Origin of the sequence: Psychrobacillus sp. INOP01 (assembly GCF_018140925.1) — a bacterium.
Taxonomy (GTDB): Bacteria; Bacillota; Bacilli; order Bacillales_A; family Planococcaceae; genus Psychrobacillus.
Genome location: NZ_CP073315.1, coordinates 1,553,909 through 1,571,028, shown reverse-complemented (window position 1 = coordinate 1,571,028; position 17,120 = coordinate 1,553,909). Strand labels below are relative to the sequence as shown.

General features: G+C 33.0%; 16 protein-coding genes. 11 read left to right on the top strand and 5 right to left on the bottom strand.

All coding sequences use genetic code 11. The annotated features are described in order from the left end of the window. Positions 1 to 22 precede the first annotated feature (22 nt). The 6 genes from KD050_RS07880 (at position 23) to rpsN (ending at position 5,430) form a co-directional block, all read left to right on the top strand. Positions 23 to 1,537: a sugar ABC transporter ATP-binding protein gene (locus KD050_RS07880; RefSeq protein ID WP_211895638.1), complete on the top strand. Its 1,515-nt coding sequence runs from the start codon at positions 23 to 25 to the stop codon at positions 1,535 to 1,537. Next, complete coding sequence (locus tag KD050_RS07875) at positions 1,530 to 2,504, top strand: ABC transporter permease (protein WP_235753943.1); 975 nt, start codon at positions 1,530 to 1,532, stop codon at positions 2,502 to 2,504. The genes KD050_RS07880 and KD050_RS07875 overlap by 8 nt, the downstream gene beginning before the upstream one ends. 9 nt (positions 2,505 to 2,513) lie before the next feature. Beyond that, positions 2,514 to 3,548: a Gfo/Idh/MocA family protein gene (locus tag KD050_RS07870; RefSeq protein ID WP_211895636.1), complete on the top strand. Its 1,035-nt coding sequence runs from the start codon at positions 2,514 to 2,516 to the stop codon at positions 3,546 to 3,548. Positions 3,549 to 3,817: 269 nt separating this feature from the next. Then, positions 3,818 to 4,960, top strand: a complete 1,143-nt coding sequence (locus KD050_RS07865; protein WP_211895635.1) for a GTP-binding protein — start codon at positions 3,818 to 3,820, stop codon at positions 4,958 to 4,960. Next, entirely contained in the window at positions 4,957 to 5,106 is a 150-nt protein-coding gene (gene rpmG / locus KD050_RS07860; RefSeq protein WP_211895634.1) for a 50S ribosomal protein L33, read from the top strand. The genes KD050_RS07865 and rpmG overlap by 4 nt, the downstream gene beginning before the upstream one ends. Before the next feature lie 54 nt (positions 5,107 to 5,160). After that, positions 5,161 to 5,430 (top strand): 30S ribosomal protein S14, encoded by a 270-nt coding sequence (gene rpsN / locus KD050_RS07855; protein ID WP_211895633.1) that lies wholly within the window; start codon positions 5,161 to 5,163, stop codon positions 5,428 to 5,430. A 364-nt stretch (positions 5,431 to 5,794) separates the two neighbouring features. On the opposite strand, the gene KD050_RS07850 is transcribed toward rpsN, so the two are convergent. Then, positions 5,795 to 6,226, bottom strand: coding sequence for a MarR family winged helix-turn-helix transcriptional regulator (locus tag KD050_RS07850; RefSeq protein WP_211895632.1), 432 nt, complete (start codon positions 6,224 to 6,226; stop codon positions 5,795 to 5,797). Between the two features lie 117 nt (positions 6,227 to 6,343). On the opposite strand from KD050_RS07850, the gene KD050_RS07845 reads away from it, so the two are divergent. Together KD050_RS07845 and KD050_RS07840 are read left to right on the top strand one after the other, a co-directional pair. Then, entirely contained in the window at positions 6,344 to 6,931 is a 588-nt protein-coding gene (locus KD050_RS07845; protein WP_211895631.1) for an NAD(P)H-dependent oxidoreductase, read from the top strand. 401 nt (positions 6,932 to 7,332) lie between these two features. After that, positions 7,333 to 7,575 carry a hypothetical protein gene (locus KD050_RS07840; protein ID WP_211895630.1) on the top strand — a complete coding sequence of 81 codons (243 nt, stop codon included), beginning with the start codon at positions 7,333 to 7,335 and terminating at the stop codon, positions 7,573 to 7,575. A 1,210-nt stretch (positions 7,576 to 8,785) separates the two neighbouring features. On the opposite strand, the gene KD050_RS07835 is transcribed toward KD050_RS07840, so the two are convergent. The 4 genes from KD050_RS07835 to KD050_RS07820 form a co-directional block, all read right to left on the bottom strand. Then, entirely contained in the window at positions 8,786 to 9,988 is a 1,203-nt protein-coding gene (locus tag KD050_RS07835) for a hypothetical protein (protein ID WP_211895629.1), read from the bottom strand. A gap of 236 nt (positions 9,989 to 10,224) precedes the next feature. After that, entirely contained in the window at positions 10,225 to 10,968 is a 744-nt protein-coding gene (locus KD050_RS07830; RefSeq protein ID WP_211895628.1) for a hypothetical protein, read from the bottom strand. A 460-nt stretch (positions 10,969 to 11,428) separates the two neighbouring features. Next, entirely contained in the window at positions 11,429 to 11,593 is a 165-nt protein-coding gene (locus KD050_RS07825) for a hypothetical protein (RefSeq protein ID WP_211895627.1), read from the bottom strand. A gap of 304 nt (positions 11,594 to 11,897) precedes the next feature. After that, positions 11,898 to 13,142 carry a helix-turn-helix transcriptional regulator gene (locus KD050_RS07820; RefSeq protein ID WP_211895626.1) on the bottom strand — a complete coding sequence of 415 codons (1,245 nt, stop codon included), beginning with the start codon at positions 13,140 to 13,142 and terminating at the stop codon, positions 11,898 to 11,900. Between the two features lie 1,446 nt (positions 13,143 to 14,588). Here KD050_RS07820 and KD050_RS07815 point away from each other — a divergent pair. The 3 genes from KD050_RS07815 to KD050_RS07805 all read left to right on the top strand — a co-directional run bounded on the left by KD050_RS07815 (position 14,589) and on the right by KD050_RS07805 (position 17,063). Continuing rightward, positions 14,589 to 14,849 (top strand): PqqD family protein, encoded by a 261-nt coding sequence (locus KD050_RS07815; RefSeq protein ID WP_211895625.1) that lies wholly within the window; start codon positions 14,589 to 14,591, stop codon positions 14,847 to 14,849. 143 nt (positions 14,850 to 14,992) lie between these two features. Beyond that, positions 14,993 to 15,283 carry a lasso peptide biosynthesis B2 protein gene (locus tag KD050_RS07810; RefSeq protein ID WP_211895624.1) on the top strand — a complete coding sequence of 97 codons (291 nt, stop codon included), beginning with the start codon at positions 14,993 to 14,995 and terminating at the stop codon, positions 15,281 to 15,283. Next, positions 15,270 to 17,063, top strand: coding sequence for an asparagine synthase-related protein (locus tag KD050_RS07805; protein WP_211895623.1), 1,794 nt, complete (start codon positions 15,270 to 15,272; stop codon positions 17,061 to 17,063). Before KD050_RS07810 ends, KD050_RS07805 begins: the two co-directional genes overlap by 14 nt. Positions 17,064 to 17,120 lie beyond the last annotated feature (57 nt).

Here is a 17,120-nt window from a genome sequence, read left to right as displayed (position 1 = left end):
TATATTAGGAGGGATAAATACCATGACTAATAATCCTTATATAACAATGAGGAACATGAAGAAATCATTTAATGGTGTACCTGTTTTAAAAAACGTGACTCTTCAGATTGAAAAAGGGGAGATTCATGCATTGTTAGGGGAAAATGGTGCCGGAAAATCCACTTTGATGAATATTCTAGGGGGAGTTCATCAGCCTGATAATGGCTCGATTTACATAAACGATAAAGAGGTTAAGATGACCAATCCTAGAGTATCGCAGGAGCAAGGGATTAGCTTTATCCATCAGGAACTTAATATGGTCACTGATCTCAAAGTCTATGAAAATATGTTTTTAGGTTCCGAACTTCGAAACAAGGTGGGGTTTTTAAAGGTAGAGGAGATGTGCAAGCAAACACATGAAATCTTAGCTAAGCTCGGAGTGGACATAGACCCGAAGGAATACGTAAGAAATTTAGCAACCTCCTACAAACAGCTGATAGAAATATCTAAGGCACTGCTTCATAAATCCACCGTAATTATTATGGATGAACCAACAACCTCATTAGCAGAACATGAAGTGAACCGATTATTTGAATTGATGAAGAACTTAAAGAAATCAGGCATCTCAATTATTTATATTTCCCACAAACTAAAGGAAATCAAGGAAGTATGTGACCGTTATACCGTATTACGTGACGGAGAAATGATTAAAAGTGGAGATGTCGAACAAGAAGACTTAGAAGCAATAACTAAGCTTATGGTTGGCAAATCGATTTCTCAAAATCGATTTGTACATGAACATTCATTTGGTCCAGTATTGTTAGAGGTGAACAATTTAACAAGCTTAGGATTGTTTAAGAACATTCATTTTAAAGTGAAAAAAGGCGAAATAGTAGGCTTTACAGGCCTAGCAGGAGACGGTAGGACAGAGCTTTTTGAAAGCTTATTTGGATATCGAAAAAAATACACTGGTGAAATAAAAATCAATGACCAGCTGATAAAAATAGATCACCCTCGAAAAGCGGTTGAAGCGGGAATAGGTCTTGTTCCAAAGGATCGTAAAGAAAATGCGATCATAAAAGATTTAAGTGTGATCCATAATATGAGTCTGTCATCTCTAGGGAATTTTGAGAAAACCGGATTTATTCAAGATAATGCCGAGAGAGAAAAGTTTCAGTATTATAAAGAACTGTTGAACATCAAAGTACACAACCCACGAATTACAATCGATAAGCTCAGTGGTGGAAATCAGCAAAAGGTCATCATCGCCAAATGGCTTGAAGTCGGGGCAGATATACTAATCTTTGATAACCCGACACAGGGAATCGATGTTGGAGCGAAGCAAGAGATTTATCAGCAAATTGTGGCACTAGCCGAACAAGGGAAATCGGTGATTATTTTGTCATCAGAGGCACCAGAGGTAATGAGAATTTGTCACACGATTAATGTGATGTACCAAGGGGAAATTACAGCAAGATTTAACGGAGAAGAAGTAACGGAAGAAGAAATTATGCATTATGCAACCGGCTCGAAAAGGGAGGCCGCTAATATTGGCTAATACAAATGTAAAAGAATATAGTCCGCAAGTTTCAAATGCAAAAAGTCGTCTCACATGGCTGTGGTCCGAATATAGCGTTATTATTGCTTTCATTATTATTTTTATCGCATCATCTGTTATGAATCCAAGATTTTTAGATATTAATAACCAGCTCAATATACTAATGCAAGTTTCTATTATCGGAATAGTAGCATTAGGTATGACAGTCGTTATGCTGTCAGGAGGGATCGACTTATCGGTCGGATCAGTGCTTGCGCTAGTAGGTGTCATTACAGTTTTAGCGTTAAATGCGTCAGGTAGTATACTTGTTGGGATTTTTACTGCATTAGTCGTTGGTTCCTTTGCAGGATTTCTGAACGGATTAATGGTTGCAAAAGGTAGGATTGCTTCGTTTATCGCTACATTAGGAATGATGGCGGCCGCCCGTTCTATTGCGTTGTATATTGCAGAAGGTGGAAGTGTTTCAGGGGAAGTGAGTGGGTTTACTGCTATCGCAAATAGTGATTTATGGATTTTTGATTATCCAGTTATTATTTTCTTTGCTATGACTGCATTGGTTTATATTTTGATGCACAAGACACGTTTTGGAAGATACGTGTATGCACTTGGAAGTAACGAAAAAGCAGCAATGCTCTCAGCAATTCGAGTAGACCGTATTAAAATTGCTGTGTATAGTTTGGCAGGATTACTAGTAAGTGTAGCAGCGATAATTGAAACATCACGCTTAAATTCTATTTCATCTTCAAGTTCAGGAGTTCAATATGAATTAGATGCGATTGCTGCCGTTATAATAGGTGGTACAAGAATGACAGGTGGTCGTGGTAAGATTATTGGTACACTTTTCGGAGTGCTTATCTTAGGTATTTTGAATAATATGATGAATTTAATGAACGTTTCCCCGTACTTACAAGGCTTTGTAAAGGGTTTAATCATAATAATTGCAGTAGTATTCCAAAAGAGAGAGTAGGAGTGTCATATGGGGATAAAAGTAGGAATTATTGGTTGTGGGTCGATTACCAAGCTACGCCATGCACCTGAATATAAAGCAAATCCGCTGGTGGACGAAATCGTTTTTTATGACCGAAATCCTGAGCGTGCAGAGGCGTTAGCAGTCATGTTTGGTGGGACAGTAGTGCAAAATGTGGATGAATTATTAACAGATCCTACGATAAAAATAATTAGTGATTGTTCTTCGAATGAATATCATCATTTATTTTCTACCAAAGCATTATTAAATGGCAAGCATGTTTTGTGCGAAAAACCAATATCCCTTACAATTGAACATGCAAAAGAAATAGTAGATGCCCAAAAGCAATCCGGGCAAAAATTAATGGTAGATCATAATCAGCGATTTACTCGCGCGCATCAAAAGGCCAAAGAAATTATTAAAAGCGAAGAACTTGGTAAAGTGCTGACTTTTAGGACGACGTTTGGTCACTCGGGGCCAGAACAGTGGGGGATAAATAAATCAAACTCCACATGGTTCTTTCAAAAGGAGCGTTCTGGTTTAGGTGTTGCTGGGGATTTAGGAGTCCATAAGGTTGATCTATTGCATTACTTACTAGATGATGAAATTGAGCATGTAAGCGCCTTTCAAGGAGCACTCGACAAAGTCAATGAAAATAACGAACCGATAGAAGTAAGTGATAATATTGTATGTAGTTTAAAAACGAAAAAAGGACGGTTAGGCACTGCTTCGTTCTCTTGGACGTATTACGGAGAAGAAGATAATAGCACAATCATCTATTGCGAAAAAGGCATTTTGAAGATTTACCATAGTGATCAGCATCAATTAGAGGTGATTACAAAAGACGGGGAGAAGGTACAATACCAGCTAGAGAATATCCAAACAAATAACAACCAAACAAATAGTGGTGTAATTGATGCCTTTATCGAATGCATCCTTCTTGATCAACAGCCGCTTGTAACAGGGGAAGATGCACTCTCTTCGCTTAAAGTTATTTTAGCTATTATAGAAGCAGCTGAAACGAGTACGGTTGTGACGATATAAAGCACAAGGATCAAATTAAATTATTCTAATAAATAAAGCCGTTTTCTGACTAAACAGAAGACGGCTTTTATAATATAATGACGTTTCTCTTCCATTGTTGTTTATAACTTTACATGATTTCTTGCTGTTACCACGACTAACTACTTTTAATCAGCACTCTAAAGTTTGAAAAAAATACTTGCAGTTTATTTGGAAACAATATATTATTTAAATCGTAATCATTACTATTTACAATTCGATACAAAAGTGTTGAATGGTTAGGGGAAAAAATGGAGAATAGAATACCGGTAACAATATTAAGTGGATATTTGGGTTCAGGAAAGACAACTTTACTGAATCATATTTTACAAAACCGCAAAGGGCTTAAAGTGGCGGTCATCGTAAATGATATGAGCGAAGTGAACGTTGATGCTTCTTTGGTAAAACAGGGTGGTTTTTTACGTACGGAGGAAAAGCTGGTTGAAATGCAGAATGGATGTATTTGCTGCACACTTAGGGAAGATTTGGTAGTAGAAGTGGAGAAGTTGGCTCAACTTGGAGAAATTGATTATATCGTAATTGAGTCCTCCGGGATCAGTGAGCCTATTCCGGTAGCTCAGACATTTACTTACATTGATGATAGCCTGGGCATCGATTTATCAAAGTTTTGTAGACTTGACACTATGGTGACAGTTATAGACGCTAATGGATTTTGGCAGAATTTTTCTTCTGGAGAAAGGTTGCTGGACCGCAAAGAAGCAGCTACTAAGGAAGATGAACGGGAAATAGCCGATTTACTTATTGACCAGATTGAATTTGCCAACGTGTTAGTTTTGAATAAGGCAGATTTAGTTGATGAAGAGACAATTGGCGAGTTGAAGGCTGTCCTTAAAAGCTTAAATCCAGATGCGAAAATCATAGTAACAGTAAACGCGAATCTTACTTTAAACGAAGTGTTGAATACAGGCTTATTCGATTTTGAAAAGTCCAGTCAAGGAGCAGGGTGGATTAAAGAGTTAAACGAAGAACATGTGCCTGAAACCGAGGAGTATGGTATTGCCTCTTTTGTCTATCGAAGTCAGAGACCTTTTCATCCAGAGCGCTTTATGAGTTGGATTATGACTTGGCCAGTTGAAGTGATACGGACTAAAGGATTTTTATGGCTAGCAACTCGGGATGATACTGCAATACTGCTATCTCAGGCTGGGCCATCTCTAGGGATAGAGGGAGCTGGAGTATGGGATATGGAGTATGGTATCAAGATGACAGAACTGGTATTTATCGGAATAGAGATGGACCAGCTACAAATCACCTCCGACCTGAACCACTGCCTGTTGACAGAACATGAGTATGCACAGGATTGGACTAGCTTTACAGATCCACTACCTGCTTTTGAAATTGGGATTCAGACTAAAGAGGAGGAAGTAAGATGAGAGTGAATATCACATTGGCCTGCACAGAGACAGGTGATCGTAATTACATAACGACCAAAAACAAACGGAACAATCCAGAGAGGATAGAATTGAATAAATACTGTCCAAGACTTCAGAAGGTGACACTTCACCGAGAAACGAAGTAAAAAATTTTACGTATTTTTAAAGCGTAACCATTACGATATAAGAGAGGTGATAAAATGGCAAAAAAATCAAAAGTGGCAAAAGATAAAAAACAGAAGAAAATGGTGGCCCATTATGCAGAGCTTCGTAAAGAACTGAAAGACAAAGGGGACTACAGGGCATTAAGCAAGTTGCCGGGGGATTCTTCTCCGTCACGCTTGAAAAACCGTTGTGAATTGACCGGCAGACCGAGAGGTTATATGCGCAAATTTAATATGTCGCGGATTACTTTCCGAGAGCTTGCACACAAAGGACAAATCCCTGGCGTTAAAAAAGCGAGTTGGTAATTAAGTTAAGTATTCTTTTATTAACACGAACGGATAATAGAGTTTCTGTTGAGAAGCGAAGTAGCGAATCTCCCGGAAGAAAAGTATATAGAGGAAACAGCGGATGAATTCCACCAGCTGTTATGGAAGCACTCCCGCTTTGAGTAATTGCCTACTTGATGGATGAAATTGAATCGCAGCTTAACAGTAAAGTCAGTAAACTATGTAAAAAAGTAGGATGGACTGATTATACGAAAAGAAGAAGAGGAACAAAAAAATGAGATCAATACTGATCTCATTTTCACTAAACTATTTATTTATCCTTCGTTTAACTTATTGTTATTAAATGCAGCATCTTTACCATAAGAGAATTTTAAATCATGGCCTATGGATAAAATAGTTTTGTCTGAAGAATATCTATTGCACGTTCAATATCATCTAAATCTTCTTTAGAAGCATTCTCTATTCGCTTTAGAAAACGGGATTCTATAGTTGCAAAAGCTTCGTTCATCATGGCTTCTCCATCATTCGAAAGACGAATATATTGTTTTCGTCGATCTTCGGTATCATTTATCTTTTCGATTAAATTTTTCTTATTTAACTTGCTTAGCTCACGACTCGTGTTCGGCATAGACATATTTTGACAATCGTTAATTTCACTTGGAGTCACAGGTTGACTCACAGAAATATACTCAAGAATGTTATATTGAACCTGCGAAATGGAATCTGACTTCGCATTTTTTGTTAGTTCATGTGTTACTCGATGAACAGAAGATGTAAATGATACTAATTTATAAAAAAGAGCATTTTTGTCCATTTCTCTCACCTCTTATAGATAAGGTAACAAAAATATTATCAAATAACAATTATCAATTGATAATTAAAATTTTTCGTGCTATTATTTAGTTATCAAATGATAATAAAGAGGTGCGTTATGAAGGTGCTGCTAATTTACACATATCCAAACCACAATAGCTTAAACTATACATTTTTACAAAAAGTTATTAAGGGGAGTAATGAAAATCCCAAGATAGAGGACTTACAGGTTTTAGATTTATATGAAGAGAACTTTAATCCACTTCTAGTTTTTAACGAGCAAAAGCGAAGACGTGACATGCATACTGATCCTAGTACCGAAAAATATAGGAAACAAATTATGTGGGCTGACAAGATTGTTTTTATCTATCCGATTTGGTGGGGAAGACCACCCGCAATGCTAATTGGATATATAGATCAATTATTCTCTTCCAATTTTGCCTATAAAGATAAGAAGGGACTTTTTCCAGAAGGGCTTTTGAAAGGAAAGTCCGTTGTATGTGTATCTACCATGAAGGGGCCAACTAATTATCCATTTCTCTGGTTGAACAATGCCCACAAAATTCTAATGAAAAGAGCATTATTTAATTTCGTGGGTATCAAGAAAGTGAAGTTCTTTGAATTTGGGAATATGGAAAGTCCGAAGGGAAATCAAATGAAAAAGCTAGAAAAGGTTTATAATTATTTTAAAAAGATAGAGCACTAAGAAAACGGAAAACGTATTGTCCCTTTTTTTAATAGTGATGATCTAAAAAGGAGATTAGAACCGTCTAATCTCCTTTAATCCAGTAGATGCGTTTAGCATCCTGTACACCTTCTGAAACAGGGAATTTCATTTCTTTCCATGCTGTAATACCCCCGATCAATTCTTTAATTTTATAATCCTTTTCTTATAAAAATCTCGCTATTTTGGTAGCAGTAACTAAAATGGAATACCAAAAGACAAGGAAATTATTGTGTATTGCTGCGATTTCTGGTGCAACGAAAGAAATAAGAGAAGTTTAAATACGAGAAAACTAAGTTATACTGTAGGAAATTATAGTAAGTAATGAAACTAATAATGTCGAACAAATTAGCATTATATTTTACGAACAGGAGATATAAAAGGTGAAAGAATTCAAAGTAACTTACTTTTTTGATGAAGAGCATTATATAAGAAGGTTCATACATGTTGAGTCTCAAGAAAAAGCGGAAGAGTTAATTCGAAAAGAACGGGATGAATATATTTCATTTACAGATAGCAGAGGGATTTACCATGAACTGAACACTAAAGGAGTTCGGGTAATTCAAATATCGGAATATCACAGAATAGATAAGTCGAAAAAAGTATCAGGTATTGATAAAACCTGATACTTTTTAAATACAATGACAAGTACAAAGACTAGTTCTAGATTTACTCGCCTTTTACAAAATTAATTTTTTGCATTATATTTTGTATTAATACTGGAAAATAGTAAGCACCAAAAAAGCGCAAATAAAATCTATCAAGACTAGCTACCTATTCGTCAGTGGAATGTTCCCAATGAAATTTGGGGAAGATTGGCAATCCGAAGTATTTGGAAGTTATGTGGCGCAGTTTAGTAGGCACTAAAAATCCACTAATACTAATAGAGTAGTGAATTCACAAACAGCGGCCACATAAGAAAAAGAAGCACCAACATCTACTCCATCTTCTGGTTATCATACAATCACTGGAGTAATCAAAGAAAAATGGGAGTTAGGGCTTGATTTGATGAATCTGAACTTGAAATAACGGATGCGGATGAAGAAAGGGTACTGGATTACAAGGAAATTCAAAAAAGAATAAAAGAAAAGGAAGTAACCATTCAAAACTTTTTCTAACTCTATCCAACCGGTGAGAAGTAAAACAAATTAAAGAAGGGAACTGGGTTTATCTGACCATAAGTGAGATTCTCGGAACAGATAAACGATACTAAGCTTCTATGACCCTATGCCTTTGAGGCTCTTACATATGAGTGGTTACTAAGTAGACTTAGAGATTGAATTGGATGATGTACACGTAAGGCTAATGAAAAACCCAAAAAAGAGAATGATTTGCATAAGATTGTTCAATTTATGTTAAAAAACGTAGTAATCAAGCAAAGAAGAATTATTCTTATTTAAGAAGATAAAGGGATGGTTGTGAAAATATAAAAGATTAATGGGGTCTTAACCTTCTCTTATTTTAAAAGCTAAACAAACCAAAAACGTCCATTTCCCATCGTGAAAGGACATTTTTCTGATGAAATATAGTTAAAAATTAAAGTCAATTTTTGTACTTAAGAACGAATAACGTAACGTTAGGCTATGAATGCTCGGCATATGCTGCCCGTATTCCTACTATATTGTGGTAATATGAAGGATTCATACAAAATAAAATTTGCCTGACCAATGATTTGTATACTTTAATCAAAAACAGCAAATATTATAAAGGGAAAACGAATGAATAAATGTTGCGTTTGTGAAAACTTCAATTCTGGAAAGACGGAATTTCAAAGCCACAATTACCGTGATGGTATAAGAGTAGACTGTTAAAGATAAGAACTTAGGAATACTGTGATTAGTCTAAAATTTTCAAATCATAGGAATACACGTTTTTTCTTTTTATACTTCTTAATAATTCATCAAAACCTATAATATCCATAGATTCACTAAGTTTTCCATCGTCCAGCAAATATTTCTCTAAATAATATTTGTTGTCTTTTTTTTCGCTATACCTCAATACATATAGATAATTATCTTTAAAATAGGTTTCTTCATTATGTCTTATTTTAGAATGACTTGCGTTATTTAGAGTAAATTTTTTGGTTATTTTTTGGTTTGCTGTATTAAAAGTATAGACATCACCTAGACCATTCACAAAGTACAATTCATTTTTATAAATATAAGCGGAGTTTTTAAAATTGTATGGAATAGTTGCTACAAGATCATTAATATTATTATATTCTATAAAATCGAAAACTTTTTGTTTATAACTATATTTATCTATTCTATAAAGATAAATTTTTTCATTAAAGTCATCTAAAATAGAAGATAAGATTAAATAATAGTATTTACTGTCTGCTAATATAGGGGATAATGAATTAAGATATTCGTTTTTGGGAGTATTAACTCTAGTTATATGTTGTATTTTAATCGTTTTATCGAAAATTACTTTTCTAAGATTAAATTCATTCTTATTAATATCTTGTGTCAATATATCTACTTCGGTTCCATTCAGACCTGATGAAGCTATATAAAAAGGAATAGTGCCAGTTTTAAATTCCTTTTCGTTTCCATAGCGAACGTCTGAATTATAGTCATTTCCATTTTTATTAAAGCCGCTATTATAAATACTAAAGAAAATGTTTTTATCTTCTAAAAATCCAGTTCTTTCACCAGTATATTGATTACTTTCCATAGGAAATTCTTTATAATTTTCTCCAATAATTCTTACTCTTCCTTTATCTTCTAAAAATATACTTTTGTTATGTACAGCTGTACTACCTAACTCCAGCCCTTCCATAATTAATCCTTGTGATTTTCCATTTTTATCAATAAATATTGCGTAACTAATTCCATCACCATCTAAATCTTGATCGGCAGTTGTGGAGAGATAAATAACAGCTTTTTTATTATCTAGGAAGTCATCTTTCTTAATATCTTCTTTAGTTACGAGTAAACTGCTATTAATACTCGGAGCGCTGAAAAATAAGGAATAAACAATATAATAAGTTAACCCTAAAATAATTATAACTAAGACAAGATCTCTAAATTTTTTCATTTAATGTAAGCCCCCAACACGGTTTAAAGTTTAATATGAAGAAGAGGCTACCCCAAAAGTACATTTTTAGGATAGCCTCTTTTTTTAACTGAACACTTTGCACTTATAAAAATAAAATTCCATTAAAAATTCGAACATTATATACCGATTAATGAAAAGTAATGGAATTATAATAGAAAAAAGAGACTGATTTTAATTTGTCTTCATTTAAAAGCCTTTTCGGACAGCCTTTCTTTTTAAATATTTCGAACTAATGTAGTATCAGGTGCATCGCGTATATCCCTAGGATACACACCAAGTCCACCATCATCGTCTAAATCAAGATTACCATACTGTTTAAACGCGGCCCATATTAATTTAGAACAGTTTTTGGCTCCGGTATAGCTAGTAATGCGGTTAGTTGCAAAATTATAGGAGTAATTCTCTCCCACCTGAGTAAAAGCCCAGTTTGCTGCAGCATCCCTATTTGCAGTAGAAGTATTAACAGACTTTACTAAAGCCCCTGAGCTATCTACCTTTCTTGCAGTAGTTGATATTGTGCGGACACCATCAGTTGGTACAGATTCTACAATTGTAGTGGGAGTATAGTACATGCCAACATGCCCATGATCTAAGTATGCTGTTTGAGAAGGAGTATAGTAAAAGTTCCCCTTTGTACTTGATCCAACGCTAACTGTTCCGCCAGTACCACCAAATATTTGAGATTCGACATTTGTTTTATAAGTTTTAGATTCTCGAAGACCTTGCTCTTGATTCTCCTTCAATTCTTTATAAATGTGTTCTAGAATCTGGTTTTCTGACTCACCTGTGTTATTTGAAACTTCTTGAATACTAGACAATAATTCTTGGCTAGTAACGTCAGGCTGTAAAATCAAAATATCGTAAAGATAAGAAGAACTATTTTCCGATGCACTAGTAAAGGTACCTGCACCAAATAAAAACAAAACTGTTAAAGACAGAATAATAAATTTTCTTTTCATATTACATCCCCCTTTTTCCTATTTTCACTACATTTTCATATTAAAGGTAATATGGTTACTTTACAATTGAGAAAATATGAAATAAATCACTCTTTATTTTTGCTATTACGGCTATTTCTTTGAAAGTTTTCATGGAAAGGAGTGGAAAATTGTATTATGTGAATGTGTGAGTATTATAGTTGGAGAAATAGCAATTATAATACCGACAGAATTGGCGATAGCTATAAGAGATTTCTTTTCATTCTCACAGATATCAACAACAGGGTTTCTTGAACACCCACAACTGGAAGTAATTCCACGATTGCTTAATTCTTGGGCGCTGAGGCTAATTAATTATCGATACTTAATCAACATAAAAACCTCCTGCATAATTAATTTTACGCAAAATCGGGTAAAATTAATTATGCAGGAGGTTGCTCTTTTTTGTCTTTAGTGTCCCTAGAATTTGTCAGAAGTGGCTCTAAAATATGGCGCACGTATCACTTTCGCATGTCAGTATCCAGTCCCAAAAGCTAAGCGACCAAACCATGGCCTTGATTTGTACTACTACTACTACTACTACTACTACTACTACTACTACTACTACTACTACTACTACTACTACTACTATTACTAGTATTAGCATGTTTTGTATCCAAGATATTCACTTAAACCAATTATAAAAAGCTCCTTAAGAATCATATTAATGATATAAGACTCTTAAGGGACAAATATTCCTCTAGTAATTCTAAGACTGGTTGGTGTTGCTATTTTGAAGTATAGGTGGAAATTCTTCCCCACTCGCTAATTCATATTTTAATGCTGAAGAAAATTCTTTACTTGTATTAGAAAAATTATTATTGACGTGAGATGAAAATAACGGGGAAATAGAAATTATTAAGATTACTATATAGAATTTTTTTTTCACAATTGCACCCTCACTTATCGTTTTATAATTTTTTGTTTAATATTTTCTTACAATACTCAAAATAATAAGAGGATTGTTTGTATTTTCGTTTTTCTTTAAAGTATTCTGCTATAAGACCAGAATAATAGGATGAATTTGGATAAGATCCCTGTTTCTCGAAGAAGGGAAGAGCTACTTTAGTTGTATAATAGATGAAGTCCTCATATTCTTTTCGTGCCAAGTGTCTAAAAATTTGATATTCATGGAACAAAACACTGTCTTTTGATGATACATAAGAAATATATGGTTCGCCTGCTGCTAACCAACTTATTAATTTTTCTTCATTATTTTGTTTATAGTATATCTTCATTATGCAGATTATCGTATTAAGTTTACTGGATTCAGTCCCTTTTATATTCACGCTCCTTTCATAGTATTGCAAAGCAGTAGTATATTGCCCTTGTATATAATAAAGGTAACCTATGTTATGTTCAATAATACCAAATAAAGATTGATGATTTACTTCTTTAGCCAATTTACTTGCCCATTGATAATGAGAGGCTGCTTCATCATATTCTTTTGAACGTATGAATAATATGCCGAGAAGCAAATGGCAATCGCTACATCTGTGTAAGACATATTGATCTCTAAACAATTCAAGAGCTTGTTTAGTATAATAAATTGCAAGGTAAGGCTTTAATAACTGCGTTGTCACCATTCCAAGAGAGTAAAAAACATCTGCACGTTCTAAGGGCAGGATAGTTGAATCAAATAGAGATTCTGCCTGTTTATAAGAATTATAGGCTTCCGCAAAGTTGTTATTTAAATATTCGAAGGTACCCTTGAATTTATAGAAGTAAAAAAGTAATTCATTTGAAAATTCTTTTTTTACTCCTGATAACTCATTAATAATTTTTTTTGCTTCATCCAATTTCCCTAATGTTAAAAAATATCTAATGGATACTAAACTAAACAAAGAATTTGTATAAAATGAGCTGCTATTTTTGATTTTAATTAGTTCATAATAAACTTCTTTAGATTTTTCTAAGTTATTATTTATTATTAATTGATACCATGATTTTATTTCTTCATTTAGTTCAATTTCATTTACTATAGTATGCTGGATGCCTAATCTCAAGAATATCTCTTCGATTATATCAGGACTAACTTTTGAAAGTCCATTTTCAATTTTAGATAAATAAGATATTGAGATTAAACCGGTTACTAACTCTTCTTGAGTCAATCCTTTTTTTACACGATGAAACTTGATAACTTTTCCAAAATTCATAATTATCACCTCCTTTAGGTGTATTGAACTAAAATGAATTTTAATTCTAGTGTTAAAGGATAACAAAAATTCCGTTTTTTTAACTGTATTACAAATATTTAGATAACGTCAATAGTCTTATGTAAATATGTGTTACTTATTCTTGTAATTGCTCTTTTATTTAATCGTCTGGAACATTATTAGTTCCGGAGTTTTATCAAAGTCTAACTAACATCGTGTGAGGTAATGTTGATTGTAATAAACTGACTGGGTAATAAGTAAGCGTTTAAGCAATTCTTCGTTTGGGAAATGCTTAAACGCTTACTTATTCATTTGAAAAGCGTATAGGTCAAATCGGATAGTTGCTGAAAAAGCTACCTAGGAAACAATTCAGTTATCGTTTGCAGGTTTATTTTCCGGCAAAAGTCAACATGTCGATGGTTATCCCATGCCTTTAGAAGTGAAAGTGAGGAAAAACTAGCCGAAGTGGAAGAAGTACTGCAATTCTGTAATAAATATTCACTGTCAATTGCAAACTGAAAGAATAGACACCATCTAATAATTAGAGGTTCAGTTTTTTGACTAAATTTAGATAGACTGTAGTGAAAATCATAGCTTTAAAAAGATATTTAAGAGGTCGCGAAAGTTATGAAACAATTGCGTTATCTGTAGACATGATAAAAGTACAGTAATCAACTGTGCGAAACAATATAACCAAAATTCCTATCACTTTTTTAAATGAATTGACTAGAAATCAATAATAATCCCAGCGAATGTGCTATTTAAACTTATCATCCTTGGTCTCCAAAACTGACCGTTCGCTAAATAGATAAAGGGTGCTAAAAACTGCGCCATCATTTATAGCATTGTCGAAACGAGCAAAGAAAATTAACTAAATTCACTGAATTACATGTGTATTCTAGCAATTGCCGTTAATTGATGTGATGGGTAAAAAGCACTTGATCATTTACTAGCATAGTCAGAGACAGCCCCTCCAGACTATCGCTGCGAACACAACCAAAATAAAATAAATCATATACAAATATCCACTTGAAAAATAGGTGGGCATTTTCGATACTTACCCTTCTATTGAAAAAATAGAAGGGTTTACTCGTCTTTTTTTGGTAGTATTTCCAAAGTTTTTTAGAAAATTTTCTTATTGTTGAAGCGTATATATCGTTGTTCACCATATTTCTAAATAAAGCTTAAATTCTCTCGAAAAAATCATATGTTATTCTAAATCTAGTTTTAATAACAACATCATATATGGAATTTAATGGAAAATATTTTTATGTGAAATTAGAACAACTGATTATTCTACATTAAGTTACAATATTTGGAGTTATGAAGGAGTGAAATTGGTTTACAAATAGGTAACATTTAAATTAAAAATTCTGTTTATTCGATTAACTTTATATTTTCAAATAATAATGTGAGTAGAATCATTTAGATAGGTTGGTGGATCAAGTGAGTTATAAAATAAAAGAAGGCGTCACTATTGTAGAAGAAGATGGAGAATTAGTGGTTTTTGATTTTACAGGTGAAAAGTTTTTTGGTTTAGATATAGTAGGGAGTATCATTTGGGGTAAGTTGGAGGAAAATCACAATTTTGATGAAATATCAAGATATATAGGGTCTCTGTATAATATTCCGGAAGAGCAAGTAAAAAAAGATGTAACATCATTTGTAACTTCATTAATACAAAAAGGGCTGGTAATAATGAAATGACTCTATTAAATAAAATTACTTTATTTTTTAAGATTTACTGTTCACTCATAGTTTTGGATTACAGTTTAAAAAAAATGGGATTTCATAAAGTATTTATTAAATATGAATCACTATATTTGCTAAAAAATAAAGAGGTTAAGAGTTTGACTCACGAAACTTATTTAAACGTAAGTCAAATGGTAGATTTTATTGATAGAGTTTGTATTTTATACCCCAAAAAAGCGGAGTGTCTGCATAGGTCTTTCTTGGGTTATAAATACCTTAGAACAGAATTTAAATTACCTGTTGATTTAGTAATTGGAGTTAGAAAGTATCCTTTTTCTGCACATGCTTGGTTGACGATGTTTGAAGAGAATATAAATGATTCTAATGAATTAACAAATCAATATTCGGTCATTTTAAAGTCAAAGGAGAAAAGTTATGAAATTGTTTAGAGGGATATTTTGTCTGAATGGCTTCAACACTAAATCCATGCAAAACGATATTAGTATATTTGAAAAAGAAAATTATACAAAGAATCATATAACTAGTGAAAAAGTCGATATTTTGAGTATATATTCAAATTCTTCTCTAGTAGATAATGATTATTTTGAAATAAATACTTATAAAAGTTTAAAGGTTATTGGTGATATAAGAATAGATAATAGATCAGATTTAATTAATGAATACTTAAATCCAAATAAAATTTATACTGATGAGAAAGTTTTGTTAGGAATTTTTGGAATTTTAGGAAAAGATAGTTTTTCCAAATTAATAGGAGAGTTTGCATTTATTTTATGGGATGAAGTATCTAACGAATTATATGCAGTCAGAGATCAAATAGGAGTGAAAAGTCTATTTTGGATTAAACAAGATAAGTATATAGTTTTTGCAAGTGACATTTTTCTACTTCAAGCATATTTTAATCAAAATAATATAAATAAAGATTACTTTAAGGAGTTTTTAATTTGGAATGGCAATATAGATACTAGTATCACTCCATATAAAGAAGTGAATAGAATTCCAAGTTCTACTTATGTAAAAGTTAATAAAGATAACGGAGATATACGAGAATGCGAATATTGGAATTTATTTGATAGTGAAAAAGAAATTAAATATGCATCATTGAAAGACTATGATGAACATTTTGTTTCATTAATATATAAGGCGGTAGAAGCAAGAACTTCAAAAAGCAAAATTAATTCTGTCATGTTAAGTGGAGGATTAGATTCTACTAGCATATTTAGTGTTGTTAAAAGATTAGAAAATCCCAATATTCTCCCTGTATGTGGTGTTTTTGATGAGTTAACAGAATGCGATGAAAGAGAGTATATTGACCCATTAATGGCCATGTATAATGCTGATCCAATATATGAAGTTTCTGACGAACATTTAACTTTTAAAAATTTTCCTAATGATTCTCCTTGGACATATGAACCAAACGTGAATTCAGCTACTTATTTGTTTACAAAATCCATTTTACAAAAAGCAAAAGATAGCGGTGCTTCCAACATATTAACAGGTTACGCTGGGGATCATTTTTTAACAGGAGCTATGGTTTCGTTATCAGATTTAGTTAAGAGGATGAAGTATCAAACCTTTTTTAGAGAACTATTCTCATTAACAAAGGATTCTAGGACATCTATTTTTCAAACTGGTTGGAAATATGGAATTTCTCCATTAGTATCTTCCAATTGGTTAAAAGAATTTGGCGTTGAACAAAATGCCTTTCTTCTAAATCAGTTAACAAAAATAAAAAAAATAAATCAAAAGGAAATATTCTTACAATTAAATGGAACAAAAAGTCATATTTATGCTGATAGAGAAATTGGAAGAGATGTAAATATTAACTGTAATCATCCGTTTTTGGATAGAAGGTTAATAGAGTTTTTATACAATGTACCCGGTGAATATCGTTGGGGGAATGGACAATCCAAAATGTTTGTACGAAGAGGGTTACAATCTCACCTTCCTAAGAATATTATTGAAAGATTTGATAAAACAGGGCACTTACCATTGACATATAGAGGGTTGAGAGATAATTGGAAAGAGCTTTACGATTGTTTCTCTCAGTGTAAAATAGCTGAATTGGGCCTTATTGAAAAATCAGATTGGCTTGAGACATTAGATAACTGGAGACAAGGAAAGCGAGTCAGAGAAGATATTTGGCTGCTACTCACTTTAGAAATCTGGTTATACAAATTTGAGAAGAAATTTGATTTAGTGTTTTCTTAATTAGGGTATTAACTACATGGTTAGTTTATATAAAAAACATAAAAAAGGGAGAGATAA

Coding starts and splice junctions, on each gene's coding strand:
- KD050_RS07880 (WP_211895638.1), top strand. CDS start 23: ATGACTAATAATCCTTATATAACAATGAGGAACATGAAGAAATCATTT.
- KD050_RS07870 (WP_211895636.1), top strand. CDS start 2,514: ATGGGGATAAAAGTAGGAATTATTGGTTGTGGGTCGATTACCAAGCTA.
- KD050_RS07865 (WP_211895635.1), top strand. CDS start 3,818: ATGGAGAATAGAATACCGGTAACAATATTAAGTGGATATTTGGGTTCA.
- rpmG (WP_211895634.1), top strand. CDS start 4,957: ATGAGAGTGAATATCACATTGGCCTGCACAGAGACAGGTGATCGTAAT.
- rpsN (WP_211895633.1), top strand. CDS start 5,161: ATGGCAAAAAAATCAAAAGTGGCAAAAGATAAAAAACAGAAGAAAATG.
- KD050_RS07850 (WP_211895632.1), bottom strand. CDS start 6,226: ATGGACAAAAATGCTCTTTTTTATAAATTAGTATCATTTACATCTTCT.
- KD050_RS07845 (WP_211895631.1), top strand. CDS start 6,344: ATGAAGGTGCTGCTAATTTACACATATCCAAACCACAATAGCTTAAAC.
- KD050_RS07835 (WP_211895629.1), bottom strand. CDS start 9,988: ATGAAAAAATTTAGAGATCTTGTCTTAGTTATAATTATTTTAGGGTTA.
- KD050_RS07830 (WP_211895628.1), bottom strand. CDS start 10,968: ATGAAAAGAAAATTTATTATTCTGTCTTTAACAGTTTTGTTTTTATTT.
- KD050_RS07825 (WP_211895627.1), bottom strand. CDS start 11,593: ATGCTAATACTAGTAATAGTAGTAGTAGTAGTAGTAGTAGTAGTAGTA.
- KD050_RS07820 (WP_211895626.1), bottom strand. CDS start 13,142: ATGAATTTTGGAAAAGTTATCAAGTTTCATCGTGTAAAAAAAGGATTG.
- KD050_RS07805 (WP_211895623.1), top strand. CDS start 15,270: ATGAAATTGTTTAGAGGGATATTTTGTCTGAATGGCTTCAACACTAAA.